Raw genomic sequence first — 26,652 nt, 5'->3', positions numbered from 1 at the left:
ATGGAGGAAGGACACGCTATGTCGACCGATTGCACAAAGGTTCCTGTGGTCATGCCGCCGACGGAATGGCTGACATTGTCGGACGGTGCCCGCATTCCCTATCGTCTTCGGGGGAGAGGAGCCCCACTCGTGATGGTTCACGGGTGGTCGCAATCGGGGGCGATGTTCCAGCACCAGCTCGACCAGTTGTCGGACAGTTTCACGGTGATTGTGCCGGATGTTCGTGGTCATGGGGAGGCACCCGCACCATCGGGCGGGCTTCGCATGGCGCGGCTGGCGCGGGATCTGGCGGAACTGATCGAGCATCTCGGCCTCGACAGGCCGCACCTGCTCGGCTGGTCGATGGGCGCGTCTGTCATCTGGGCCTATGTCGATCTGTTCGGCACGGTCGGCGTCGACCGTCTGGTCTTCGTCGACCAACCCGCAATGCTCACCATCCTGCCCGGGATGGATGAGACGGCGGCGACCGCCGCTGGCGCGTTGTTTTCGGTGACGCAACTCTACGATCTCTACGCCGCGCTGGCGGGGCCTGATGGCGAGCAAACGCGGGCCGGATTCGTGGCGGGCATGGTAACGAAATCGATCTCACCAGCGCTTTATCAATGGATACTGGCCGAGAACGCCAAGACGCCGTGCGCGATCGCGGCGGAGTTGCTGCTCAGCCACTGCACGAACGACTGGCGCGATGTGCTGGCACGGATCGACCGGCCCGCGCTGGTCATCGCCGGCAGCGCGAGCCACGTGTCCCCTCAATCCCAACGCTATATCCAAAGGCGGATTCCAGGATCGAAGTTCCACGAATTCGGCGCCGACGAGGGCGGCGCCCATTTCCCCTTCCTGGAAGCCCCCGATGCATTCAATCGCGTCGTCGGCGACTTCGTCATGGATCGCTGAGATGCACCATGTCTGTTGACAAGATGGTACTGGTGACAGGCAAGGCCTCAGGGATTGACCCCGCAACAGGACGCGCGCTGCTTGCGGTCGGCGGCGGCCCGATCGTGAACATAACCTCCAGGTCCGATATCCGTGGCAACGCCGGTGGCGTCACCTATGACGCATCCTAACAGGGTAGATGCTCAGTATGGACGGCTGCTTCGTTGCGGTTGGACTGCGGGCAAAGGAGAACGCATGATGGAGCGCGGGCTCATCAACCAGAGTGATCGGCTGGCCGGAAAGATCGCCATCGTATTTGGTGGCGGTTCTGCGAGTGGCCTGGGTGTCGGCCAAGCAGCAGCCCTGGCCTATGCCGCGGCTGGTGCCCGTGTTGCGGTGATCGACGCGGTGCACGCCAATGCCGAACGCACCGCCTGCAAAATCGAAGGCGCAAGTGCGATCGCCGCCGACATTACCGACGAGGCTTCGGTGCGCGCGGCGATAGCGGAAACCGTGGAAAGCTATGGCCGGATCGACATCCTTCACAATAATGTCGGCGTGCCGATGGCCGGCGCCTTTGCCGATTTCACTGTGGCCGACTGGACGCGGGGATTGTCGCTGAACTGCATCGGCGCCGCATTGACGATGCGCGAGGCGATGCCGCACCTGCTGCGGTCGCGCGGCGCAATCGTAAACGTCTCAAGCGTGGCCGCGATCCGCCATACCGGGATCAACTATGCCATCTACAACACATCCAAGGCGGCGCTCGACCAGCTTACTGTCGCCGTCGCGCTGGAATATGCAGCCAGCGGCGTTCGTGCCAATGCCATTCTTCCGGGCCTTCTCGATACCGAAATGGGACGTGGCCTTGCCAACCCCAACGATGTCGCCGAACGAGATCGGCGATCCCCCACCGGCAAGCAGGGCGATGTATGGGATGTCGCCCATGCCGCGGTATTCCTGGCATCCGACGAAGCGCGTTACATCAACGGTCATTTGCTCGTGGTCGATGGCGGCCTGTCGCGCCGTCTCTGACGATTGGTGCGGATCAGGTAAGGGTTTCGAGTTGGCTACCGATCAACAGGGCGCGCTTCTCGATCTCGGCAATAGCTTCCTTCAGCAACTCGTTGATCATCCGCACCCGGTCTTCGCGCATCCGGTCTATCACGGCTGTCACGCTGATGACGGCGGCACCGCGGCCATTGGCGGCGCGGATCGGGCGCCCGAGCCCCGCCATGCCGGCAACGATCTGGCCGGAATAGAGCGAGTAGCCTAGAACGCGGGCGCGTGCGACATGCTCGTAAATCTGCTCGGGCCGGACGGTCTTGAATTTGGCGATCGCGATCGCGTTATACTGAACGGCGTGACGTACCTCCTCGTCCGGCATGGTCGAGAGCATCGCCACGCCCGCCGTGCTCGCTCCCAATGGCACGCTCTCACCAACGGACAGCGTCTGGGCGCGGATCGGATAACTGCCCATGGCGCAGTCGATGCAAACCGAATCATATTTGTTGCGGACCGAGAGGAATGCCGTGTCACCCGTTTCCTTGGCAATCGCTGCAATCACCTGACGCGCATGCGCGAGCGCGGAGAAGCGCCGTGCCGCGATTGCGCCCAGATTGAATAGATAGGCACCCAGGCGGAATCGCCTGGTCTCGCTATCGCGGTCGAGCAGACCGATGCCGACGAGGGAGGTCAGCGTGCGATAGGTCGTTGCTTTGTCGAAGCCTGTCGCCGTCGCGATTTGTCCAGACGTCATGCCGTCCTCGGGTATTTCCTCGAGCACCTTGAGGATCACACCAACCCGATCGATGCTCTTGGAACCGCCGTCCATCATCCTCTCCGGTTCAATTATTCTTATATGGTTTGATTCTTTGATGGACTGCTCGCGGTCATCGTGCAAGCCCATTCAGGGCCGGCAGTCGCCGGACGGACTCTCACAAAGCAGCTTGTCTGCATGTGGCCCTTGTAAAAGCTGGACGTGACTGTAAGCGGTCAAAGTATGTCCGTACGGATGTCGGTAATTGCTTATCAATCCCAACATGGTGGGTGAGCTTGACGGCATAACCGACAGAGATATCGGCCATGGTGAAACGATTCTCCACCAGATACGCAGCTGTTTGGAGGCGACGTTCGACAAGAGCCAGACGGTAGAAAAGCCACCGCTCATAATCCGCCACGACTTGGGGTTGACGCCGCAGGGGTGTTTCGAACTGACCATACCGTAACATAAGGGCCTGGGGGAACGTCAGCGCCGCTTCCCCGAAATGTAGAAAATCCAGGTACGCAGCGAAATCCGGGCTGTCGGGTGCAGCCTGAAGATTGCATTCCGGATGGCGGGCGGCCAGGTACTGGCAGATCGCTACGGATTCCACCATCCGCGCCGGTCCGTCGATCAGCAGGGGCACGGTTCCCAGCGGGTTGATTTCCAGATATTCCGGCGCTTTCACGCGTGGCGGGAAAGGCAGAAGGTGCAGGTCATAATCTGCCCCCACCTCCTCCAGCGCCCAAAGCGCGCGGAAGGAGCGGGTGTCGGCAGCGTGGTAGAGTTGGTAGCTCATGGTTGCCGGTGTATCTCAGCTTAAAGACGTTCAATGATGGTGACGTTTGCCTGACCACCGGCCTCGCACATGGTCTGCAACCCGTAGCGTCCTCCTGTACGTTCCAATTCATGCAGAAGCGTCGTCATCAGCCGGGCGCCGGTGGCCCCCAGCGGGTGGCCCAGGGCGATGGCCCCGCCATTGGGGTTGACGCGGGTCGGATCGGCATCCAGTTCGCGTATCCAGGCCAACGGCACGGGTGCGAAGGCCTCATTGATCTCCACCCGGTCGATGTCCTGCATGCGTAGACCCGCCTTGACCAGGGCGCGGCGCGTGGCGGGGATGGGGGCGGACAGAACCATGACAGGATCATCCGCCAGCACCGTCATCTGATGGATACGCGCGCGTGGGCGCAGATTGTGGGTACGCACGGCCGCTTCTGAGGCGATCAGCAGAGCGGCGGCCCCGTCCGCGATCTGACTGGCCGCCGCCGCAGTGACACGCCCACCCTCCCGGATGGGGCGCAGGCTGGCCATTTTTTCCAGGCTGGTGACGCGCGGCGTCTCGTCCACGGACAGTCCAGCTACGGGGAAGATTTCCGCCGTGAAATGCCCGGCGGCGACGGCCTCCAGCGCGCGGCGGTTGCTTTCCAGCGCATAGGCCTCCATCGCCTCACGGCTGATGTCCCAACGTTCGGCCATCAGTTCGGCCCCCCGGAACTGGTTCACTTCCTGCGTCCCGAAGCGGGCCAGCCAACCCTGGCTGCCGCTATATTGTGTCTCCAAACCCAGGGCGCGGCCAAATTCAAGCGAGCTGTTCATGGGGATCAGGTTCATGCACTGCACCCCGCCGGCGACGACCAGATCCTGAACACCCGACATCACGGCCTGGGCCGCGAAATGCACCGCCTGCTGGGAGGAGCCGCATTGCCGGTCCACCGTCACGCCCGGTACATGCAGCGGCAGGCCGGCGGCCAGCCAGGCGGTGCGCGCCATGTCATGGGCCTGGGGACCGACCGGGTCCAGCACCCCCCAGATGACGTCATCAATGGCATCGGGATCGACGCCCGACCGTTCCACCAGCGCCCGCATGGCGGCGGCGGCCAGATCGACGGGGTGGGTGGCGGCAAGCGTGCCGTTCTTGCGGCCCGTCGGCGTGCGGGTGGCGGCGACGATATAGGCTTCAGCCATGATGGTTCCTTGGCAAGGCGTGTGGGAACGGCGGTCACAGCAGGGAGAGGCGGCGGGCCGTGGCCAGCGCACCTGTGCGGTTGTTGACGCCGAGTTTGCTGTAGATGTTCTGGATGTGCCATTTGACGGTGGCGAGGCTGACCGACATGCCGTCGGCCACAGCCTGGGCCGAGAGACCGGATTCCAGCGCGCGCAGGATTTCAGCTTCGCGGCCCGTCAATTCCTCGACCGGGCCGGCGCTGTCGGTCCCTGTCGCCGGATTTGGCGATAGGCCCAGGCGGTCGCGCAGGCGGGTGACGAAGTCTTGCATGCTGGCGCCCAGGGCAAGCTGCGCATCATCCGTGGTGAGCAGGGGAAGCAGTGCCCAGGCCAGTTCATGGACGGTAGCGAACAGATCATTGCGGGCCGCCAGGTCCAGAGCCAGCCGGAACGGGCCTCTCGCCCGGACCCTGTCCCCCTCTGATAGGTGAAGTGCGGCCTTCAGCAACAGAAGTTTGACGCGCAGCGGTTGCCGCCCATGCTGTTCGGCAATGGGCAGCAGCCAGGTGGCAAGCCGGGCGGCATCGTCGTGCTGTCCGATTGCAAATTGCAGCCAGGCCCCCGTGGTGCTCAGTTGCAGCGCCATGTCGGGCGGCAGGGCGGCATCGCCCATCATCGGCATCCCATCCGGACCCATCCTGACGCGGCCTTCCCAGTGCTGTTTTGCCTCCGCCGTCCGTCCCGCCCGCAGCAGCAGGCCGACAGCAGCGCAGGTGCAGGCAGCCCGCAGCCGGTATGATTGGCTGGTCCATTCCCGCAATTCGGCCAGGGCGGCGTCGATACCGCTGCTGGCTTCCGTCAGGCCGATCCGGGTCTCCCAGGCCAATATATCGGTTTCGACAAGGCAATGGCCGGGCAGGGCATAGGCACCGCGATCCATATGGTCGCGCGCCGCCACGATGTCGCCGCGCTCATACTGAACCCGTGCCGCGATCAGGTCCATGGTGCCCAGGATGGGTGCTGTCGGGCTGGCTGTCTGCCGCGTGCGGGACAGACAGCGTTCCAACAATTCGGTGGCCAGGAGTGCATTGCCCTGGCCCAGTTCCAGCAACGCGTCGATGGCACCAACCCAGGCCCCGGCATAGGCACCCGCGCTTTTCCCCGCCGCTGTACGTGCCGCCGCAAGGGACACACGGGCGCCGGTTTCATCCAGCAGGGCGGCACAGGCCAGGGAGCGGATGGCCTGCACCGCCGCCAGCTTGAACATGTCTGTGGTCGCCTGGGTAGCCACCCATTGTTCGGCAAGATCGCGGGTCAGGCCGGCATCATCGCCGCGTGCGGCGATGGAAATCCGCAGTTGTTCCAGATGGGCTTGATGGGGTGGTAGCAGGGACGGGGTCAGCAGGTCCAGTTCCGCCCGTGCCTCGTCCAGCCGCATACAGAAGACCAGGGACCAGACCTGCCACAGTCGCAGTTCCGTCGTGACGGTCACGCCCGCCTGAACCAGCCGGGCCACCCAGTCCCGGATTTTCGTCACCTGCCCCGTTGTATGGATGAAGGCCGGTGCGTGGCGGCAGAGAAGATCGTGCGCGCGGGCCGCCTCCCCGGCCTCCAGGGCATAATCGACGGCATCGGCCAGCCTGTCCGCCGCTTCGCACCAACGGCTTGCCTGTGACAGCAGGGCGGCGCCGTCCTGATGCGCGGTCGTCAGATAGTCGGCGCGCAGCGTGGTGCGCAGCAGGCCGTGGAAACGGAAGCCACCCTCCATCTCCTCCGACGGTATCAGGACTGGGGAAGCCGTTTGCGCCCGTTGCAGCAGCCCGACCGCCCGCTGGCCCAGCAGGGCCGCCACCATCGGCGGGTTGAAATGCTTGAACAGCGACAGGCGCTGCAGCAGCCAGCGGATTTCCGGACCGCCCTGATCCAGCAAGGTGGCATTGAAATAGTCGGCCAACTGTCCGCGCGACAGGATTTCCGGGGCGAACAAAGATCTTACCCGGCCGATACGCCGGGCGGCGGCACCAAACAGCATCAGCATCGCGGGCCAGCCCTCGGCCCGATTGATGATGAGGCGCCGAACCTCCGCCGGCATGGTCTGGCCACACAGACGGACCAGCAAGCGGTCGGCTTCCGCGTCCGTCGGCATTAGGTCGCGCAGATCCAGCAGGGTGATGTTCGCCATGTCCCCCAAAGGCAGCCCGGCCAGGGCCGGCAGGGCCCGGCAGGTCATGACGATATGTGTCTGCGGTCGCCCCGGCCGCCCTGCCAGCAACGGACCCAGGTCGGTGGCGCCGATGTCGATATCGTCGATCAGCACCCAACCGGCTCGGCCCACGCTACCGGGCTCCGGCACCCTGCGATGGCCATCCAGGTGCACCATCTCCCCCAGTTCACGCAGGCGCAAGGCCAGTTCCTGCAACAGCCGGGATTTCCCATAACCGGGTGGGGCCTGAACGATGGTGACGCGTGGCCGGTCACGCAGAATGATGGCCTGCGCGCGGGTTTCGGCATAATCGGGGCCATGGTGCGGCACGGCCTGTGTCGGGGAGGTCGATGAACGGGCCGGGTGGTCCTGGCGGCGGGTGGTGGTTTTCGATTGAGAGAGCATCCCGGAACTCCTGTCATCGGGGCCAAGACCAATCAGTTTCGGGCGATCCCACCCATCACCATGCGCACCACATGGTCGGCATAGCTGTTCTTCACCTCATCCCCGATGGCGGCCATGCCAAAGGCATGGGGCAGGGTTCTTCTGGCATTGAAGGGGAAGTCGCAGGCGCCGATGATTGAGAAATAGAAAAACGCCGGCTTGACCGGATGGATTGCCCCGGCGGCCACCGCCTCTTCAATCATCAGATGTTGAAAGCGCAACAGCGGGGTGATGAACACCTCCGCCAGATGCACGGCATTGGTGTCGCTGCTGCTTTGCAGGTAGTTGATCAGGCGGTTGATATAGGGATGGCGGAAATAGGTGTTGATGACACCGCGGATGTGCAGTTCCAGCTTGCGCAGCGGTGGAACCGACATGCCCACCAATGTTTCCAGGGCTGCCAATGCGGTGCCGGCGTCGCGGTCCAGCAGGGCCAGCAGCAGCCCCTCCTTGTTGCCGAAATAATATTTGACCAGACCGTGGTTCAGCTGCGCGCGGGCGGAAATCTCGTTCAGGGAGATGTCCAGCGTATCGCTTTCCGTCAGCAGGGCGCTGGTCGCGGCCAGCAATTGTTCGCGCGCCCCGGATCGGGATGCCTGTGGGTCACGCTTCGCCGCCGCAGCTGTCACCATATCCTCCCGACTTTTCATTCTTTGATTGGCTGCATTATTTATGCGTATGACTAAAATTGTCAAGCTGGATGGCGGGGTGATGACGACATGGGTGCAGGTGTTTGATTTAAATAAAGAAGCCGGACACCCAAGGATGTCCGGCTTCTTTGCGGGGAAGGATGAAACCGGATCAATCCTCCGGTGCGACGCTTACCTGCAGGCCATCCATCCTCTCCGTCACCCTGATCTGGCAGGACAGGCGGGAGCGGGGGCCGACCTGGGTGGAGCCTTCCAGCAGGTCGGCCTCGTCCCCCGTGGCCGGGCCGATGCGGTCCGCCCATTCCGGGGCGATGGTGACGTGGCAGGTGCAGCAGGAACAGGCACCGCCACACAGGGCCAGCAATTCGTCGATGCCACCCCGGCGGATATTCTCCATCAGGCTGAGGCCGGGTTCACCGTCGATGCAGTGCGACTGGTTGGAACGATCAGTGATATGGATCGTGATCATGGGCGATCTCCGGGAAGAGAGGGGGGATCAGAGGCTGGAGACCAGATGGCCGCCATCAACCTCAATCACGGCACCGGTCATGAAGCGCGAGGCGTCGGACGCCAGCAGCAGCAGCGGGCCGTCCAGGTCCGGCAACTGCCCCAGACGGCGCTGCGGGATGCGTCTGATCAGCGCCTGTCCAGGGGGCGTGGCGAAGAAATCGTGGTTCAGGTCCGTTTCAAAATAGCCGGGCGCCAGGGCGTTGACCCGGATACCGTGGCGGGCCAGTTCCAGAGCCAGTTGGCGTGTCAACTGGATCACCCCGGCCTTAGCGACCGCATAGGGTGTGAGGGAACCGCCCTGGCGCAGTCCCAGGATGGAGGCGATATTGATAATGCTGCCGCCCTGGCCGCGTGCTGCCATGCCCCGCGCCGCCGTCTGTGCCACCAGGAACACGCCTTTCAGGTCGGTATCCAGCACCGCGTCCCAATCCTCCAGGCGCTGGTCCAGCACAGGCGCGGTGCGGGTGACGCCGGCATTGTTGATGACGATATCCAGAGGACCGGCGGTGTTCAGTGCCGCAGCCACGGAGACGGGATCGCGGACATCCATCGATATCGCGGTCGCTTGCCCGCCATCGCCCTGGATCTGCGCGACTATTTTTTGCAGCGCTTCCAGCCGGCGTCCGGTCAAAACAATATTGGCGCCGGCCTTCGCCATCACCAGGGCGAAATGGGCACCGAAACCGGATGCTGCCCCGGTGACCAGGGCACGGCGGCCGTGCAGATCGGCGGTGATCCCCTGGCTCATCGCGGGGCCATCCGAATGCCGGCGTCCAGGCGCACCTGCGCGGCGTTGAAATAGCTGTTGCGGATCATGGACAGTACCAGATCGGCGAATTCCGACGTGTGGCCCAGCCGTTTGGGGAAGGGAACCGACGCGGCCAGGGCCGCCCGCACCTCTGGCGTCACGGTTGCCAGCATGGGGGTATCCATGATGCCGGGCATGATGGTGTTGACGCGGATGCCATCGGCCATCAGGTCGCGGGCCACGGGCAGGGTCAGGCCCAGGATGCCGCCTTTGGAAGCCGCGTAGGCTGCCTGACCGATCTGCCCGTCCTGGCCCGCGATGCTGGCCGTATTGATAATGACGCCGCGTTCCCCATCCGCGTTCACCGGATCGGTCGCTGCCATGCCGGCGGCAGCCATGGCCAGACAGCGGAAACTGCCTAGCAGGTTCACCTCCAGCACCCTGCGAAAAACGTTCAGGTCGTGGTGGCTGACGACCCCAGTTTCCCGGTCGCGGCGGATGGTGCGGGCCGACGGGCCGATGCCGGCACAATTGACCAGCACCCGTTCCTGGCCGTGGGCGGCGCGGGCGGCGGCGAAACCGGCGGTGGCGCTGTCGTCGGACGAAACATCCACCTTGCAGAAGATGCCACCCAGTTCAGCCGCCACACGGGCACCACGGTCGCCATCCAGGTCGAAGAGCGCCACGCGGGCACCGGCGGCGGCCAGCGCGCGGGCCACCGCCTCGCCCAGACCGGAAGCGCCGCCGGTCACGATGGCGGCAATATCCTGGTTCAGTTCCATTGGGTGGGTTCCTTATGTGACGTCATACCAAGGGGCATGGGACATGCCCCTTGGAGGCCGGCGACCGCCGGCCCGCGCACCCATGTGCGCGCAAGCCAAGCTGCCGGAGGCAGCGCCCGGCGATTGAGGGAACGGGTAAATACAAAGAGTCATGACCCATGGCTCTTTGTGTCGCCCGGCATCAGCAGCACGGCCTTGATGCAGTGCCCGTGATGCTGATCGGCCACCGCGTCGTTGATGGCGTGGAACGGATAGGTGCGGATCAGCCGGTCGAAGGGAAAACGCCCCTGTCGGTAATAGGACAGCAGCTCAGGGATGAACTGGTCTGGCTCGCTGTCGCCTTCGATGATGCCGCGGATCGTGTGGCCCAGGGTCAGTACGGCCGATCCGATGCCGGGACTGGGTGACAGCGGGTTGCGCGGCACACCAACAAGGCCAAAGGTGCCGCGCGGCCGCATGGCGCGGATTGCGGCGTCCATCACCTCAGCCACACCGGTCGTATCCAGGCTGAAATCGCACCCGTAAGGGGTGATGGCGCGAACGGCGGTTTCAAGATTACCCTCTGCCGGGTCGATGACATGGGTGGCGCCCAGCGACAGGGCCAGTTCACGACGCGCCGGCATCGGGTCTGACACGATGATCGCGCCCAGCCCGCGCAGCGCGCCCGCCATCACCGCCGCCAACCCGACGGAACCGGCCCCGGTGATCAGCAGGGAACTGCCGGGGGGGCAGTCGAAGCTGCGCAGCACGGCACCCGCCCCCGTCTGGATGCCGCAACCCAGCGGCCCCAGCAGTTCCACCGGCAGGTCATCATCCACCTTCACGATATTGCGTTCCCCGGTCAGCACATGGCTGGCGAAGGAAGATTGGCCGAAGAAGGGGCTGGAGAGCTTCCGCCCCCCGCGCGTCATGGTCGTGCTGCCATCCGGGCGGCGGCCGGCGAAATTCAGCATCGGTCCCGTCATGCAATAGGCGGAATCACCGCTATCGCAGCGTGGGCAGGTCCCGCAGGAGGAGAAGGAGAGCACCACCTTGTCCCCCGGCACCACCCTGGTCACCCCGGACCCCGTGGCCAGTACGACCCCCGCCCCTTCATGTCCCAGTACGGCGGGCAGGCGGATGGGCAATATCTGATCGCGGGCGACCAGATCGGTATGGCACAGGCCCACCCCCAGGATACGCACCAGCACCTCCCCCGGACGGGGGCTGTCCAGTTGCACCGTTTCAAGGCTGAAAGGCCCTTTGGCTTCATTCACCACGGCGGCAAGGATATCCATGGCTCAAACCTCCGTGCCGGCGGGTCGGATGATGGTGCGGGGGACGGTATATTCCAGCAGCCCGTCCAGGCTGTTCTCCACCCCGATGCCTGATTGTTTGTGCCCGGCAAAGGCAACCGTGGGGGCCAGGGTCTGTACGTCGTTGATCCAGACGGTGCCGGTTTCCAGCCGCTGTGCCACGGCCAGGGCGGCGGTCGGATCGGCAGACCAGACCGACCCGCCCAGGCCGTATTCGCAATCATTGGCGCGGGCCACGGCATCGTCGATATCGTCGAATTTCAGCAGCGGCAGGATGGGACCGAATGCCTCTTCCCGCACAACGCGAGAGGTCTCGGGCGGGTTGTCCACCATCGTCACAGGAATGAAAAATCCATCCAGGTCGGTATCCACACGGCCGCCGCACAGGAACCGGTGCCCCTGGTCGCGGCAATCATCGATGATGGATTTCACCCGGTCGAACTGCACCCGGTTCTGGATCGGCCCCAGTTTGCTGTCAGCCAGCGTCCCGTCGCCCATCGGCACGGTTGCCGCATAAGCGACCAGGGCCTGCGCCAACCGGTCATAGATGTCGGCATGGATATAAAGCCGTTTGGTCGCCACGCAGATTTGTCCGCTGTTGCGGAAGGCGGACCAGAAGATTTTCGGGGCCATGGCATCGACATCGATGTCAGGCAGCACGATAGCGGCATCATTGCCGCCCAATTCCAGCGTGACACGCGCCAACCGTTCCGCAGCCGACGCCATGACACGACGGCCCGTCGCGGTCGACCCGGTGAAGCTGATCTTATCGATGCCGGGATGCGCGGTCAGCCAGGGACCCAGCCGGTCACCACCGCTGACGGCGTTCAATACGCCAGGGGGCAGCACGGTCTGCAACAGCTCGATGGCCTTCAGCGTGGTCAGGGGGGTGAACGGCGACGGCTTTACCACAATCGTATTGCCGGCTCTCAGTGCCGGGGCGATCTTCCAGAAGGCCAGCAGGACGGGAAAGTTCCAGGGCGCGATGGCCCCCACCACACCCAGCGGCAGATGATGTGTCTCCGTCCGTTGGCCGGGTATGTCGTTGGTGACGGTGATGGGAATGTCCATGCGGGCGAAGGATTTCAGCCAGTAGGCTGCGCCCACCACCTCGAACGCCGCTTCCGACAGGGGTTTGCCCTGTTCACGGGTCAGCAGCGCCTTCAACCCGTCAACATGCGAGATCAACAGGTCGGCCGCCTGTTTCAGCAGTTTGCTGCGCTTGTCGTCCCCCAGGTCGCGCCAGCCGGGAAAGGCGGCACGGGCGGCGGTAACGGCCCTATCCAACAAGTCCGGCGTGCAGTCGGGTACGGATGCGACGACCTTGCCCGTGGCGGGGTTGGTCACGACTATCGTCTGCGATGTCACCACGGCCTCGCCGCCGATGCACATCACGAAATCATCATTGAAATTCATGGTTCCGGTCTTTCAGCAGGTTCAGCGGCCAAGCCAGCGGGGCGCGCGTTTTTCCAGGAAGGCGCGGGGTCCCTCGCGGTAATCCTCGGTCGCGGCCAGACGCTTGCCTGCTTCTGCGGCTTGGGCGAACAGGGTGTCCGCCGGAGCGTCGAAGGCGGCGCGCGCGATGGCCAGGCTTTCGCACACGGCCACAGGGGCATTGGCGGCGATGCGGGTGGCCAGATCCAGGGCGGTGGACAACACCTGATCCACGGGCAGGACGTGATTGACCATGCCGAAGCTGGCGGCGCGGGCGGCGTCGATGGGGTCGCCCGTCGTGATCGCCTCGATCGCCAGGGCGGGGGGCAGGGCGCGGGTCAGGCGGTGCAGTCCGCCTGCCACAGCGGCCAGCCCGCGCTTCACCTCCGGCAGGCCGAAACGGGCATTGTCGGACGCGACGATCATGTCGCAGGAAAGGGCGATCTCCGTGCCCCCGGCCAGGGCATTGCCGATGACGGCGGCGATCCAGGGCTTGCGACGCTGTGCCCGGACGATGCCGGCAAAGCCGCCGTCGCGGGTGACCAGTTCGCGGATGCGACCCTGCGCGATTTCCTTCAGGTCGGCCCCTGCGCAGAAACTGCGCCCGCCGGCCCCGGTCAGCACCACGGCCCGGATATCGTCGTTCTGTTCCGTTATGCGGATGGCTTCCTCCAGCCCGCGTGCCAAAGCGCCATTGACGGCATTATGGACGGCGGGACGGTTCAGGGTCACCAGCGCCACATGGGGCAGGGGATAGTGCAGCAGGACGGGGTTTTCCGGTTCCATGCTCATGCGAAACTCCATTCCAGCAGGCCATTGCCATTCCGGGCCAGCCGGCCCTGCGCACCGACGACGGTGGTTTGCCAATCGGTCAGGCGGCGGATACCGTCGCTGTCCGTGGCGGGCAGGCGGGCCAGGGTGCGGGCACCGTTGGCTGTGCGGACGATGACGGCGCCAAAGGCGGGGATGCCCGACCGGTCATAGATCACGGTATGGGTTTCCAGGGTCGCCGCCCCCTCGGCCTGATCCACGACCGGCGGCACCGGGCCGCGCCGGGCGTCGGCCTGGGCCTGCGGGTCGGTTGCCGGTTCCCGCCAGCCCGTGGCATCGGCGGCCAACAGCAGGGCCTGATGCTTGGTGACGAATTCACCCTGACCATAGAGAAGGCCCATTCCCAGCCCGTCGCGGATGCGCCGGACCATGGCGGCGGTGGCGTGCGCCATGTAGTTATTGAAGGGGCCGCCGAAGAAGCTGAGGCCGCCGGTGACGCTGGGCGGCAGGGCGCGCAGGGCCGGGTGGCTGTGCCTGGCCATCTTGGGCACGCACGGAAAGCAGCTATACAGCTCTACCGCACCCGGAGGGCCGATGCCGTCGGTAAGCGACAAGGCGGCCTCCAGCACCGCGTCCTGCGCCGTGGAATGGTGATAGGCATCGCGGCACAGGAAGTCGCGCGGTTCCGCCGCCGCCGCCCCGCCGGCCAGATAGACCAGCTTCTCGCGCTTCACACCCAAGGCCAGTGCCCGTGCCTCGCTGGTCAGCACCAGAGCGGCCCCCTGGTTTACGGTCGGATTGGCGACCATGGCGCGGGGATAGGGCCAAGCGATGAGAGGGTTACTGGCCGACACGGTGGCGATGGCATCGGCATTCAACGCGCGGTGGGTCCAGGTGGCTTGATTGCCCGCTGCAATCGCGGACAGTTCCGCCCAGAGGGATGCGGACTCCGCCTGCGCCTGTGCCGGGGTCTGGCCCCACGCGGCGGTGCAGGCATTTTCATAGAACGGATAGATATGCACGGGATCGGTGATGCCATGGGCGATGGCGATGGGGTGCAGCATGGTGCTGACATCCCATGGGTTTTCCATCTGCCGCGCCCGCGCGGGCCAGGGCAGGTCGATGCCGGCCTGCCGCGCCTTTCTGGCCGCGTGGCGTGCCTCTCCACCGCAGATCAGGGCGATCTCGCCACTGCCACCGGCGATGCGGCGGGCGGCATCCCGCAGCCGTTCCAGCGGCCTTTCCCCCCCGCCATGGGAATAGACGGCGCGGCGTGGATGGATCGACAGGCGGTCGCACAGGGCGGCGGCCGTATGCTCGTACCGCCAGCTGACCTGATGCACGACATCGACACTGTCGATCCGGTCCAGCAGGCGCGCACCCGCATCCACCTGGGCCCGGCGCGTGGCTTCCGCCATCAGGCCGACCGGGTCCAGGGCATCGCCAGGGTCCTGGGGGCGGTCGGTGATTTCACCGACACCGATGATGACGGGGCGGGTTTCGGCGTTGCTGACCATCACCGCCCCCGCCCGATCTCGGCCAGAACCTCATCGGTATGTTCGCCCAGACGGGGTGGGTCGCGATGGACCTTGGCCGGCGTGGCGGAGAAATTCACCGGATGGCGCAGCGAAAGCCAGGTGCCTTCGCTTTCATGCTCGCGCCGCTCAAAGAAGCCGACATGGTTCAGGTGCGGGTCCGCCTGTACTTCGTCCAGCCGCGCCACCTTCATGCAGGGGACGTTTTTTGCCGTCAGCCGTTCCACCCAATCGGCGGTGGTACGCGTCTGCGCCACCGCCTCGATCATCGCGTAGATCTCGGAAATATGCTCCGTCCGCTTGGCATAGGTGGCGTAGCGGGGGTTGCGGGTGAAGGTGCCGGGCGGCATTCCGCCCAATTCGAAGAAGTCGTCCCACTGGGCATCGGCATAGGGCATGATGGCCAGGTAGCCATCCTTGGTCCGGTAGGGCTTGCGGTTGGGGTTGAACACGCGGCTGTAGCCATAGTCGCCCGTGGGCGGGTCGAACGTGTGGCCGTACAGGTTTTCCGTCATGTTGAAATAGGTGAAGCACTCGAACATCGGCACTTCGATGAACTGTCCCTGTCCCGTCCGCTGCCGGTGGAACAGGGCGGCCATGGCGGCATAGGCGGCGAACAGGCCCGATGATTTATCCGCGATCAGCGAGGGCTGATAACGCGGTGTCGGGTCGCCATCCACCCGGCTCATCAGATCGGTGCCGCCCGCCGCCGCCTGGATCAGGTCGTCATAGGCCTGGTATGAGCGGTAGGGGCCATCGGCCCCATAGCCGGCACAGTGGAGATAAAGGATGTCGGGCTTCAGCGCCTTCACATCCTCATACCCCAGGCCCAGCTTCTTCAGCCCGCCCATGCGCACATTGGTGATGAACAGATCGGCAGAGGCGATCAGGGCGCGCATGGCGTCCAGATCGCCGGCCTGGCGCAGGTCCAGCAAGACCGACCGCTTGTTGCGGTTGTAATGCATGAACATCGGCCCCATGCCCTTGGTCCGCGCCGGGCGCCCGGTATAGCGGAAAATATCGCCCCCCTGGTCCGGCTTGGGGCCGGGGGCTTCGACCTTGATGACGTCGGCCCCCAGATCGCCCAGGATCTGGCTGGCATAGGCGCCGAAAAGGACGCTGGTCATGTCGATGACGCGAACTCCGTCAAGCGCGCCGGCGGTTCCAGTCATGTCGGGCTGTTCCTTGGCTGGGATCAGTAACGTGCTGACAGTTGCAGGCCGTAGGTGCGGACCATGCCGGGCACGCGGAAGGTCGTGTCCGTCAGGATGTCTGTCGCGGTCCAGTAGTTCTGGTTGAACAGGTTGCGGGCGAAGAGGCCCACCGACCAGCGGTCGTCCAGCGCGTGCAGCGTCACATTCGCGTTCACGATGGTATAGGCGTCGACATTGAATTCCGGGTCGCCACCCAGCGCGCCATCCGTCCGGCCCTGGTAGCTGACATTGGTGTCAAAGCGCAGACCCAGATCGTCCCCCACCGGCAGGTCATAACTGGCCGAGCCGTTCAATTGCCAACGCGGGGTGTAGGGGAAGGCCGAGCCCTTGAAATCCTCTGCCTGACCGAACCGGTTGAAGCCGACGAATTTCGTCACTTCCGTATGGGTGTAGGAGCCGTTGACACGTAGCGACAACTCACGCGTGGCCTGCAGGTTCAGGTCCGCCTCCAGCCCGTAAACCTCTGATTTCGGGACATTCACGATGCGGGTCAGGGAGACGAAGATCGGGTCCAGGATTTCGCCGAACACCTGCTTGTCGCGGTAATCATAGAAAAAACCGGCCAGATTGGCCTGCAGCCGTCCGTCCAGCAGGCCGGCCTTGGTCCCGACCTCATAGGCGGTGACCTTCTCCTGCCGCGCCGGTTCCAACTGGGTCACGACATTGGCGGCCACAACCGGGAAGGCGCCGGATTTATAGCCACGGCTGACCGAGGCATAGGCCAGCACGTCCTCTGTGGCCTTCCAGTTCACCACGAAGCGGCCGGCGACATTCTCCTGATCCAGCTTGCGGATATTGATCGGGTCGCGGCCGGAGAAATCAGCGCGATAGGTCAGGCATTCATTGGGCCCGACACCAGGATTGAAGAAAGGCTTCCCGGTGCGCTGCGCTACCACGGCCGCCACACCGGTGTTCCAGACGGGGGCTGTATTGTTGTTGTAATCGCGCGAACAGCCGGCGAAATCCAGATTATCGTCGGTATATCGCAGACCGGCCCCCAGCTTCACCGTTTCGGAAATCTCGTATTCGCCATTGGCGAAGACGGACATGGCCCGGCTTTCCTGCGACGTGGTGTTGCGGAAGCGGTTGAAGCCATTGGCGATCTGGGCGGCGGTGTAGGTGGTCTGCGGCACCCGCTGGCCCAGGAAGGCCAGCGTGTTCAGGATAGAGCTTTCGCCGTAGATGCCGACCTGATCGTCGCGGATCTTGTCCTTGGAGTAGTAGCCGCCGAAAATCCAGTTATAGCCATCGCCATCGCCGGTCAGGCGCAGTTCCTGGCTGAAGCTTTTCACCCGTCCGTCGGACTGGTATTCCGACACTTCGATGGGGGTGCCGTCGGCATCATTCATGTCGTTGCGGCGAACATCGTTATAGCCGGTCAGCGATGTCAGGGTGATGGCGTCGCTGATATTGTAATCAGCGCGCAGCATCAGGGAGTAGAAGCGGGAATCCACCTTGTAATCCGGGCGGATAGCCTTGTTTTCCGGGGTCCAGTCGGCCTGACCGGCCTTCCAGTTGGTCCGTACCGATGCCGCGACACCCGGTGCGGCGAAGGCGGCATTGTCGGGATTGAAGGCCACGGCCTGCCCCGCCACCGTGTCGGAATGATCCCGCCAGTAGGAGGCGCCGAATTCCACCGACAGGTCCTCCGTCGGGGTCCAGTCGATGATGGCCCGGCCGGCCAGCTTGTCCTTCTTGCCCAGTCGGTCGCCCGGGCGCGACACGCTTTTCTGCCAGCCCTTGTCGGAATTTTCCGACCGTGCGGCCACCCGGATCGCCACCGTGTCGCTGACCGGGCCGCTGATGAAGCCTTCCATGTTGTAGGTCTGGTAATTGCCCAGTTCCAGCTTGGCCCCGACGGCGGGATCACGGGTGGGTTTGGCGGTGATGAAATTCACCAAGCCGCCCGTGGTGTTGCGGCCATAAAGCGTGCCCTGCGGCCCTTTCAGCACCTCCACCCGTTCCAGGTCGAAGGTGGGGCCGTTGCTCATGTACGGATAGGCATAAGCGACCTCGTCCACATAGACACCGACGGGCGAGGTGGAGGACAGGTTCGGTGTGTTGAAGCCGATCCCGCGTACCGTATAGATGGGGGTGTTGGCACTGGACCGGCTGAAATTGAAGGCCGGCGTGATCTGTGACAGGGCGCTGGCATCGCTGACGCCGACCTTGGCGAAATCATCGGCGCTGAAGGCCTGGATGGACAGGGCAATCTCGTTCGCGCTTTCCGCGCGCTTCTGCGCGGTCACGATGATCTCCTCCAGCATGATGCTTTCCGCCGCCGGCTGCTGCGCCTGGGCGGCCGGGGCCAGGGCCAGAAGCCCGCAACAGGTGCCTGTGGAAAGAATGTCTTTCAGTTTCACGCCTACCTCCCTTGATCAGCCGATCCCTGTGGACCGTTATCCCGAAGCCTAGGGGGGCAGGGGTGGGGAACGCCCCATCCGAAAGGAGGGGTGGAAATGGTTTGGCACCCGAATGACCACCCAACCTTTCGGATGGGGCCGACGCTGTAGGGCCATGCCATGCTGCGGAAAATCAAATCAGGGAGGCAGGCTGTGGGACATTTCGCCGAAATGGCGCGGCAGAGGGGCGGCCGGGAGTTCGAGGCGTGGCAGTCCATCGCTGGCCCTATCCGTGATGCCGCGACCCTGGCGGAGGTTTTTGTCCGGCTGCAAACGGCCTATGGGGAGCGCCCGGCGCTGACCATGGCGTGGACTGGCACGCCCGATGGCGCGGTGGAAAGCCTGAGCCATGCCCGGCTGGGTGCGGAGGTGATGCGCGCCGCCAACCATTTCCGCCGCCTGGGCGTGGGGCCGAACGACCCGGTTCTGTTCCTGGCGCTGCCGACGCCGGAAGCCTATTTCGGCTTCTGGGGCGCGCAGGTGGCGGGTGCGGTTGTACCGGTCAACCCGTTCCTGTCGATCACTGCCCTGGTTGATATTGCCCTTGCCGTCGGTGCCAGGGTGCTGTTCGCCAGCAGTGCGGCCATCAGCCCCCTCTGCGCGCAGAAGGCGGCGGAGATTGTGGCCCGGTGCCCAGGCATGCGGCTGGTGCTGTGCGATGATGGGGAAGGTGGCTTTGCCCGTGAAAGGGCGGGAATGCGGGCCGACCGGTTGGATGGGCCGATGCCGGGGGCGGACGATATCTGCGCCTGCTTTCCGACCGGGGGCACCACGGGCAACCCAAAACTGGCGCGGATCAGCCATCGCGGCCTGTTGGCGGGCGCGCTGTCATCCGCCCTGATCCATGATGCGGGGCGGGATCAGGTGGTCCCGAACGGGCTACCCCTGTTTCATGTCGGCGGCGGCGTGGTCGTCACCTTTCGCACCATCCTGCTGGGTCAGCATCTGGTGCAACTGACCCCCGCCGGTTATCGCGGGGAGCATGTTCTGCCGCATTTCTGGGAATTGGCCCGGCAGTTCGGCTTCACCATGATGGTCGCGGTCCCCACGGTCTTCGCCGATGCCATCGCCCGGTATGACGGCAAGGGCACCGCCATCCGTCTGTTCATCGCCAGTGCCAGCAAACTGCCGGAGACCGTTTTCAAGGCCTGCATCCAGGCCTTCGGCATCGGCATCCATGAAGGCTATGGCATGACCGAATGTGCCGGGCTGTGTGCCGCCACCCCCGCCTGGATGGCGCCCAAGGTGGGCAGCAGCGGGCCGGCAGCCCCCTTCTACCAGATACGTGTGGTCGTACCAGGCAAAGGGCGGGTCATCGCCGGGGATCAGCCGACAGGTCAGGCCGGGATCGTGGCGGTCCGTGGCCCTGCGGTTTTCGCGGGCTATACCGATGAGGCGTCGACGGCGGAAAAACTGCTGACCGACCCGGCGGATGGCAGCATCTGGGTCGACAGCGGCGATCTGGGTTGCCTGGATGAAGATGGCTTTCTCTGGGTCACGGGCCGGGCCAAGGATGTGATTATCCGGGGTGGCCACAATATCGACCCTATCGCCATTGAAAACGCCCTGCTGTCATTGCCGCACGTGTTGGATGCGGCGGCGGTGGGGATGCCCGATGCGCGGGTGGGGGAATTGCCGGTGGCCTTCGTGCAACTGGCCGCAGGCGCACCGGATACGGACAGGCTGCGTGACCTGTGCCTGGGCATGCTGGATGAACGGGCAGCGGTTCCGGTGCGGCTTTTCGTGCTGGATGCAATCCCCCGTACGGCCATGAACAAGGTTTTCAAGCCTGAACTGCGTCGTCTGGCCGCCGCCGCCGCCGTGGAGCGGGTGATCGGTGGGCTTTCCCCCGATGCCGTCACCGGCTGGTCCGTACAACTGTCCGACAATGGTGGGCTTCAGGTTGAGGTGGAGACGGCAATGGCCGGTCAGGTGGCAATGCTGTCCGATGGGATCGCTGCCCTCGGCCTGGGCTGCAACGTTCGTGTCAAGGATCAAGCATGATGTCCGATAGCTTCCGCCCAGAACAACTGGCCGATCCCGCCAGCTTCGCCAACCCCGCCCAGGTCAATGCCCTTTATCGCCATCTGCGCCGCGAACAGCCATTGGCCAGGGCGGAACCGGTGGGGTACCGGCCCTTCTGGGTGCTGACCCGGCATGCCGACATCGCGGCGGTGGAGCGCGAGGCGGCGGTCTATCAGGCAGGGCCGCGCACGGTGCTGCTGCCGGAGAAGGTGGAGGGGATTTATCAGGCCAAATATGGCGATCCCAACGGAGTCAAGCCGCTGACCCATATGGATGGTGATTACCATCGCGCCCATCGCGCCGTGACCACCGAATGGTTCACGGCCAAGAACCTGAAGGCGTTCGAGCCGACGGTGGCTGCCCTTGCCAAGGAATTCGTGGATCGGATGGAGGATCATGGCGGGTCATGCGATTTCGCCGCCGACATCGCCTACTGGTTCCCATTGCGCGTCATCCTGACCCTGATGGGTGTGCCGCAGGAGGATGAGGCGGAGGTGCTGCGCATGACGCAGCGGCTGCTGAGCCCCGCCGACAAATCACTGAAGGCCCGCACGGCTGAGCAGGGGGCGGATGGGCAGGCGAAGGTGCGCGGCGGTGACGTGGTGGCGGATTTCGCCGCTTATTTCCATGACCTGGCCGCGCACCGCCGGCAACACCCGACGCGCGACATCATCTCCACCATCGCCAATGGGCAGGTGGGGGGCTGTCCCATGGCCCATCACGAGATGACATCCTATTTCGTCATCGTCTCCACGGCGGGGCATGATACGACGGCGGCCTCCATCAGCGGTGGGTTGCAGGCCCTGATCGAGACGCCGGACGAACTCACCAAGCTGCGCGGCGACCTGTCACTGCTGCAAACGGCAGCGGAGGAGTTCGTGCGGATCACCGCACCGGTAAAGCATTTCATGCGCACCCCGAACCGGGATGTGGAATGGCACGGGCAGACCATCCCAGCCGGTGACGCGGTGATGCTGTGCTATGCGTCCGCTTGCCGGGATGAAACGGTCTTTGCCGATGCCGATTTTCTGCGCGTGGACCGACCGCCCAATCCCGGCCATCTGGCCTTCGGCTTCGGCCCGCACTTTTGCCTGGGACGCGCCCTTGCGACCATGGAAATCCGCAGTTTCTATCGGGAGTTGCTGGGCCGGCTGAAAGGGATCGAGCTTGCCGGCACACCCAGCTTCATCCAGTCCGTCTTTGTCAGCGGGCATAAGAGCCTGCCCGTGACCTATCGTTTTTGACCGCGGTGCTGTGAGCGATGAGCATCGATAATCAGCTTGCTGCACCCGTATTGATTGCCGGCGCGGGACAGGCGGGAGCGCAGGTGGCGCAGTCGCTGCGCCAGGGTGGGCATACCGGCCCCGTCACCTTGATCGGGGATGAGACGTATCCCCCCTATGAACGCCCGCCTCTGTCAAAAGACTATCTGGCGGGGAAGAAGATGGCGGAGCGGCTCTATCTGCGTGCATCCGGTTACTGGGCGGAGCGGGATATTACACTGCGCCTGGGCGAGCGTGTTGCCACCGTTGATCCCGTACGCCGGCAGGTCACGCTGGCCTCGGGAGAGCCACTGTCCTATGGCAGGCTGGTCTGGGCGACCGGGGGGCGCCCGCGCCGTCTTTCTTGTGCGGGGGCTTCTCTTGACGGGGTGTACCATATCAGGTCCATCGTCGACATTGACCGGTTGAAGGAAGAGATCGTCAAGCCTGACCGCCGCATCATTATCATCGGCGGTGGTTATATCGGACTTGAGGCGGCGGCCGTGCTGCGGTCGCTGGGGCACCGTGTAACGGTTCTGGAACAGCAGAGCAGGTTGCTGGCGCGCGTTACCTCGCCCGTCATTTCCCGCTTTTTCCTGGACCTGCATCGAGACCAGGGTGTGGAGGTCCTTCTATCCACCGAGGTTGCCGAACTTTTGGGGGAGCGGGGCCGGGTGACCGGTGTATTGCTCTCGGATGGGTCAATACTGCCAGCTGAGTTGGTTGTTGTTGGCATAGGCATCGTCCCGAATATCGAACCACTGGCAGCGGCGCACATCCCCTGTCCCAACGGCGTGCGGGTGGATGCCTATTGCCGAACAGCCGATCACCGGATCCTTGCCATCGGTGATTGCGCCTTGCATCCAAACCCGTTTGCAGGGGCGGAGATCCGACTGGAATCCGTTCAGAATGCTGTCGATCAAGCCAAGGTTGCTGCCGATCTGATAATGGGGCAGCTCCGCGCCTATTCCGCATTGCCATGGTTCTGGTCGGATCAGTTCAATGTGAAACTGCAGACTGTTGGTCTTGCTCATTGTTACGACCAATGCATCCTGCGCGGTGACATGAAGAACCAGGCGTTATCCGTCGGCTATTTCCGTGAGAGACGTCTGGTCGGGATGGATAGTGTGGGCAGGCCTAAGGATTTCATTCAGTCGCGCGCATTGATCACAGCGGGCAAGGTACTCGATGTTGAGAAATTCCCTGACACGGATGTGGAATTAAAGAGTCTTTAGCAGGGTGCGGAAAAACCATTTCGCTACTGCGGTCGGGTTATTTTCGGCAATCTCGCGTCAAGTCCTCGCAAGATACCACCAGTATCTTGCTTCGGCCTTTCCTAATCTTACCGAAAATCCCCCACCCTCGCGACGCGAAAGCCTTTTTCCGCACCCTGTTAAAATGAACTGGTCATAGGCGGCGATTGCGTCCCAATCGAAGCGAAGGGCACGGGCGCCATCGGGCATTTCATAGGACAGGTCTGTTCGCGTCCAGTCTAACAAGGGCATGAAATTATAAGTAACAACCCGGATGCCATTTGGGCCAAGATTTCGTAATGTCTGACAATATGCACTGACCAACTGTTCCCAATTCTCAGCGCAGGTCTTGATTCCTTCATGAATGGGTACGCTCTCTACTACATCCCATGAAAGCCCTGCAGCCTCAATCATGTGCTTGCGTGCCAAAATAGCATCGACTGTCCAGACATTACCATTTGGCACTTCGTGAAGGGCGGTGACAATGCCCGTGGCTCCGGACTGTCGGATATCTCGGAGTTGAACCGGATCCTTTGGCCCAAACCAGCGCATCGTTTGTGTCATGAGCATTCTCGAATTCCTTCGCGGGGCATCCAGCATGCACTGGGCACCCAGTTACAGGTCAATGAGGCTGTATTCGCCGCTACCGGGACGGCGCTGTTGATTGACTTCAAACTTACCCGGAATGTCAATCAAATTGGTAAGGCCAAATTGTGTATTTGGGCTGACCAATATGGTGCGCGCTACGTGGCTACGACTGCCGCACTGATCGCTGACTGAAGTGCCCGCTCGCCTCACTTGAAGGGAGATTTTGCTGGATGGAAGGCAGTAGGCTATCGTTTACTTTCCAATACCTTCTATTGCTGAAAGTGATACATCTGCGGATTCAGTATCAACTCCAGCCAAAAATCATATATAAACCATTGTTTTTAAATAAACTATCATTGGCTGCCGACCTGCTGGGTTGCTCCCATTCTTGGTGCCCCACGACCGCCTCGACCTTCTTGACGGCTAGACCAGCGGGGTCTTATTGGTAATGCCAGTTAACGATCGGTGAGAATGCTCTGACAAAGCCGGGGAGTTCTTCGCGCGGCAAGCAGAGATAATTCGGTGAACCAGAGTGTGACTGCTTTATTGCGGTGGCTGCGCTGCTAACGGTTCGCCACCCCTACAGGAGCATGCACCGGTTTCCAGTATCCAACATGGATGCGATCGCCATCCTCCGAAAAAAACTCAGGGAGTGAGAAGATGACCCGTTCGATGATGTGCTCCACTTTGGCCATTTTGGGATGTGCTTTACCCGCCTTTGGGCAAGGGGCTGCTGTTGACGCAGCGCCGGTCTTGGAGGAGATAATCGTCACTGCCCAGAAGCGGGCCCAGAGCGCGCAAGACGTGCCCGTAGCGATGACAGTGGTAAGTGCTGACGCACTGGCCAATGTCGGTGGAAGCAGGTTGCAGGACCTGACGCAGCTTTCCCCGAGCCTGACCGTGACCCAGGGGGCGGATCAGAACAACAATTCCATCATTCTGCGCGGTATCGGCACGTCCGCCTTCTCCATCGGGGTTGAGGCGAGTGTCCTGGTGGTCATCGATGACGTCGCCGCCGGCCTGTCCGGCCAAGGTTTCAATGATTTGCAGGATATCGAGCGAATTGAAATCCTGCGCGGGCCCCAAAGCACCTTGTTCGGCAAGGCCGCGTCGGCGGGCGTCATCAACATCACCACCAAGGCGCCGACAGACATTTTCACCGGATCAGCGGAGGTCATGGTCACGGATGATGATGAGCAACGCTATTCCGCCGGCCTGTCCGGGCCGCTGGCCGAGGGGCTGAGTTTCCGGGCCAGTGCCGCCATCGGTCGATATGACGGCAATATCCGCAATCTGGTCACCGGTCGGATGATCAATGGCCGCGACAGCGAGAATTACCGGGCCAAGTTCCTTTGGGAACCGTCCGACAGCTTTGATGTGACCCTGTCCGGCCATTACGCCAAGACCGAGGCCGATTGCTGCGAATATGTCTCGATCCGCAAGACGCCCGGTATCCGCAACCTGTTCGGCGTTCCCACCAACACGCAGTTGGAGGGCATCACGCCCGGCGCCAATAACTTCACGGCGCGCCTCGATCCGGAGCCTGTGTCGGACGCCAAGGATTATGGCGGCAGCCTGAAGGTGAATGTTTACTTAGGTGAGCACACCCTTACCAACATCACCGCCCGCAATCATTATTTCGCCACCGACAGCTCCGACTTCGATGGCGCCACGGGGCCGCTGCTGGGCCAGCCGAATGGCCTGATGCAATTCGGGTTTTTCCGGGGCGACACGTTCAGCAACGAACTGCGCCTGACTTCCCCCGCATCGGGCGATCTGCAATATGTCGCCGGCCTCTACTATGCCGACAATACCTTCACCCGGCGCTTTACCCGCACAGGTCCGGCGCAGCCCGGTGACTGGCGGGGGGAGGCCGGGTCGGAGGCCTATGCCATGTTCGGTCAGGCCGATTACACCGTCACGCCGGGCACCAAGCTGATCGCCGGTCTGCGCTGGGGCCGGGAAAATATCAGCTTCGTCTATGACCGCTATAACAATGCCGGCGGCAACCCGCCCTTCAATACCAGCGGATCGGCCAATGACACGGTCGTCACCGGCAAGGCCGGTATCCAGCAGGACCTGGCCCAGGATGTGATGGCGTTTGCCACCTATTCCCGCGGGTACAAGGGGCAGGCCTACGACCTGACATCCTCCTTCTCCACGCCCACCAATCCGGCCCGCAACCCGGTCCGCCCGGAAACCTCCAACAGCTATGAACTGGGTCTCAAGGGCCGGTTCCTGGACCGTCGTGCCAGCCTGAGCCTGACGGGTTTTCTGACCGACTATGATGACTTCCAGGCGCAGTCACAGGTGGCGGAGTTCGGCGGCAGCCTGTTCCTGGCCAATGTCGGCAAACTGCGCACCAAGGGTGTGGAGGCCGAAGGCTCCGTGCTGGCCACCGAGATGCTGACCCTGAATGGCAGCGTCGCCTATACCGATGCAACCATCCGCGCCTTCCCCAATGCCGAATGCTATTTCGGGCAGACGGTGGCGCTGGGGTGCACGCCCCGCGCCACGGGGGGCCGCGCCCAGGATCTGGCGGGCCACCGTCTGGCCAACTCCCCGGAATGGAAATTCAATGTCGGTGCCGACCTGGAGGTGCCGTTGGGCGATCTGCCCGTAACGGGCTTTGTCAATGCCAGTTACAGCTGGCAGAGCAAGGTCAATTTCGACCTGCGGGGCAATCCCAACACGGTGCAGGATGCTTATGGCATCACCAATGTCAGCGTGGCTTTCGAGGATAAGGAGCAGGGCCGCTACCGTCTGACGCTGTTTGTCCGTAACCTGTTCGACAAGCACTATTTCTCCAGCATGAATGACCTGACCAACGGGTTGATCGCCAACCCCTATCCGAACCCGTCAACGGTGATCGACCTGCGCGGCCGCCGGGCGCGGGATGCCAGCCGCTATATGGGGGCCCGGTTCTCTGTGAAATACTGACCCGCGCCGTTGCC

General features: G+C 63.4%; 22 protein-coding genes. 7 read left to right on the top strand and 15 right to left on the bottom strand.

Features of this window, described 5'->3' with window-relative positions:
* The 3 genes from ACODSP_RS05485 (at position 1) to ACODSP_RS05475 (ending at position 1,908) form a co-directional block, all read left to right on the top strand.
* On the top strand, positions 1 to 894 hold the full coding sequence (locus tag ACODSP_RS05485) for an alpha/beta fold hydrolase (protein ID WP_488964622.1): 894 nt from the start codon (positions 1 to 3) through the stop codon (positions 892 to 894).
* Positions 895 to 902: 8 nt separating this feature from the next.
* Entirely contained in the window at positions 903 to 1,064 is a 162-nt protein-coding gene (locus ACODSP_RS05480; protein WP_488964621.1) for a hypothetical protein, read from the top strand.
* A gap of 64 nt (positions 1,065 to 1,128) precedes the next feature.
* A complete protein-coding gene (locus ACODSP_RS05475) occupies positions 1,129 to 1,908 on the top strand; it encodes an SDR family NAD(P)-dependent oxidoreductase (RefSeq protein ID WP_488964620.1) in 780 nt (259 codons plus the stop codon).
* A gap of 13 nt (positions 1,909 to 1,921) precedes the next feature.
* On the opposite strand, the gene ACODSP_RS05470 is transcribed toward ACODSP_RS05475, so the two are convergent.
* The 14 genes from ACODSP_RS05470 to ACODSP_RS05405 form a co-directional block, all read right to left on the bottom strand.
* Positions 1,922 to 2,710 (bottom strand): IclR family transcriptional regulator, encoded by a 789-nt coding sequence (locus ACODSP_RS05470; protein ID WP_488964619.1) that lies wholly within the window; start codon positions 2,708 to 2,710, stop codon positions 1,922 to 1,924.
* A gap of 100 nt (positions 2,711 to 2,810) precedes the next feature.
* Positions 2,811 to 3,434, bottom strand: a complete 624-nt coding sequence (locus tag ACODSP_RS05465; protein WP_488964618.1) for a glutathione S-transferase family protein — start codon at positions 3,432 to 3,434, stop codon at positions 2,811 to 2,813.
* Positions 3,435 to 3,454: 20 nt separating this feature from the next.
* A complete protein-coding gene (locus tag ACODSP_RS05460; protein ID WP_488964617.1) occupies positions 3,455 to 4,603 on the bottom strand; it encodes an acetyl-CoA C-acetyltransferase in 1,149 nt (382 codons plus the stop codon).
* 34 nt (positions 4,604 to 4,637) lie between these two features.
* Entirely contained in the window at positions 4,638 to 7,190 is a 2,553-nt protein-coding gene (locus ACODSP_RS05455; RefSeq protein ID WP_488964616.1) for a LuxR C-terminal-related transcriptional regulator, read from the bottom strand.
* A gap of 32 nt (positions 7,191 to 7,222) precedes the next feature.
* Positions 7,223 to 7,861 (bottom strand): TetR family transcriptional regulator, encoded by a 639-nt coding sequence (locus tag ACODSP_RS05450; protein WP_488964615.1) that lies wholly within the window; start codon positions 7,859 to 7,861, stop codon positions 7,223 to 7,225.
* A 169-nt stretch (positions 7,862 to 8,030) separates the two neighbouring features.
* The gene (locus ACODSP_RS05445; RefSeq protein ID WP_488964614.1) at positions 8,031 to 8,348 is read right to left on the bottom strand and encodes a 2Fe-2S iron-sulfur cluster-binding protein; all 318 of its coding nucleotides are present in this window, start codon (positions 8,346 to 8,348) and stop codon (positions 8,031 to 8,033) included.
* A 27-nt stretch (positions 8,349 to 8,375) separates the two neighbouring features.
* The gene (locus ACODSP_RS05440) at positions 8,376 to 9,137 is read right to left on the bottom strand and encodes an SDR family NAD(P)-dependent oxidoreductase (RefSeq protein WP_488964613.1); all 762 of its coding nucleotides are present in this window, start codon (positions 9,135 to 9,137) and stop codon (positions 8,376 to 8,378) included.
* The gene (locus tag ACODSP_RS05435) at positions 9,134 to 9,919 is read right to left on the bottom strand and encodes an SDR family NAD(P)-dependent oxidoreductase (RefSeq protein WP_488964612.1); all 786 of its coding nucleotides are present in this window, start codon (positions 9,917 to 9,919) and stop codon (positions 9,134 to 9,136) included. Before ACODSP_RS05435 ends, ACODSP_RS05440 begins: the two co-directional genes overlap by 4 nt.
* A 149-nt stretch (positions 9,920 to 10,068) precedes the next feature.
* Positions 10,069 to 11,196, bottom strand: coding sequence for an NAD(P)-dependent alcohol dehydrogenase (locus tag ACODSP_RS05430; protein WP_488964611.1), 1,128 nt, complete (start codon positions 11,194 to 11,196; stop codon positions 10,069 to 10,071).
* Positions 11,197 to 11,199: 3 nt separating this feature from the next.
* Complete coding sequence (locus ACODSP_RS05425) at positions 11,200 to 12,630, bottom strand: aldehyde dehydrogenase family protein (protein WP_488964610.1); 1,431 nt, start codon at positions 12,628 to 12,630, stop codon at positions 11,200 to 11,202.
* A 21-nt stretch (positions 12,631 to 12,651) separates the two neighbouring features.
* The gene (locus ACODSP_RS05420) at positions 12,652 to 13,440 is read right to left on the bottom strand and encodes an enoyl-CoA hydratase-related protein (RefSeq protein ID WP_488964609.1); all 789 of its coding nucleotides are present in this window, start codon (positions 13,438 to 13,440) and stop codon (positions 12,652 to 12,654) included.
* On the bottom strand, positions 13,437 to 14,936 hold the full coding sequence (locus ACODSP_RS05415; RefSeq protein ID WP_488964608.1) for a hypothetical protein: 1,500 nt from the start codon (positions 14,934 to 14,936) through the stop codon (positions 13,437 to 13,439). The genes ACODSP_RS05420 and ACODSP_RS05415 overlap by 4 nt, the downstream gene beginning before the upstream one ends.
* The gene (locus tag ACODSP_RS05410; protein ID WP_488964607.1) at positions 14,936 to 16,126 is read right to left on the bottom strand and encodes a CaiB/BaiF CoA transferase family protein; all 1,191 of its coding nucleotides are present in this window, start codon (positions 16,124 to 16,126) and stop codon (positions 14,936 to 14,938) included. The genes ACODSP_RS05415 and ACODSP_RS05410 overlap by 1 nt, the downstream gene beginning before the upstream one ends.
* A 23-nt stretch (positions 16,127 to 16,149) precedes the next feature.
* Positions 16,150 to 18,531, bottom strand: a complete 2,382-nt coding sequence (locus ACODSP_RS05405) for a TonB-dependent receptor (RefSeq protein ID WP_488964606.1) — start codon at positions 18,529 to 18,531, stop codon at positions 16,150 to 16,152.
* A gap of 192 nt (positions 18,532 to 18,723) precedes the next feature.
* Here ACODSP_RS05405 and ACODSP_RS05400 point away from each other — a divergent pair, with 192 nt between their 5' ends.
* Genes ACODSP_RS05400 through ACODSP_RS05390 form a run of 3 tightly spaced genes read left to right on the top strand, consistent with a single transcriptional unit; the run spans position 18,724 to position 23,092 of the window.
* Positions 18,724 to 20,574 (top strand): AMP-binding protein, encoded by a 1,851-nt coding sequence (locus ACODSP_RS05400; RefSeq protein ID WP_488964605.1) that lies wholly within the window; start codon positions 18,724 to 18,726, stop codon positions 20,572 to 20,574.
* A complete protein-coding gene (locus tag ACODSP_RS05395; RefSeq protein WP_488964604.1) occupies positions 20,571 to 21,839 on the top strand; it encodes a cytochrome P450 in 1,269 nt (422 codons plus the stop codon). Before ACODSP_RS05400 ends, ACODSP_RS05395 begins: the two co-directional genes overlap by 4 nt.
* A 17-nt stretch (positions 21,840 to 21,856) precedes the next feature.
* Positions 21,857 to 23,092 carry an NAD(P)/FAD-dependent oxidoreductase gene (locus ACODSP_RS05390; protein WP_488964603.1) on the top strand — a complete coding sequence of 412 codons (1,236 nt, stop codon included), beginning with the start codon at positions 21,857 to 21,859 and terminating at the stop codon, positions 23,090 to 23,092.
* Between the two features lie 57 nt (positions 23,093 to 23,149).
* On the opposite strand, the gene uxuA is transcribed toward ACODSP_RS05390, so the two are convergent.
* Complete coding sequence (gene uxuA, locus ACODSP_RS05385) at positions 23,150 to 23,680, bottom strand: mannonate dehydratase (RefSeq protein WP_488964602.1); 531 nt, start codon at positions 23,678 to 23,680, stop codon at positions 23,150 to 23,152.
* A gap of 636 nt (positions 23,681 to 24,316) precedes the next feature.
* Between uxuA and ACODSP_RS05380 the strand changes: the two genes are divergently transcribed.
* A complete protein-coding gene (locus tag ACODSP_RS05380) occupies positions 24,317 to 26,638 on the top strand; it encodes a TonB-dependent receptor (RefSeq protein ID WP_488964601.1) in 2,322 nt (773 codons plus the stop codon).
* Positions 26,639 to 26,652: the final 14 nt, after the last annotated feature.

It is taken from the genome of Niveispirillum sp. FG156 (assembly GCF_057809555.1).
The sequence above is the reverse complement of the archived record's forward strand: the minus strand, read 5'-3'. Positions and strand labels throughout refer to the sequence as shown.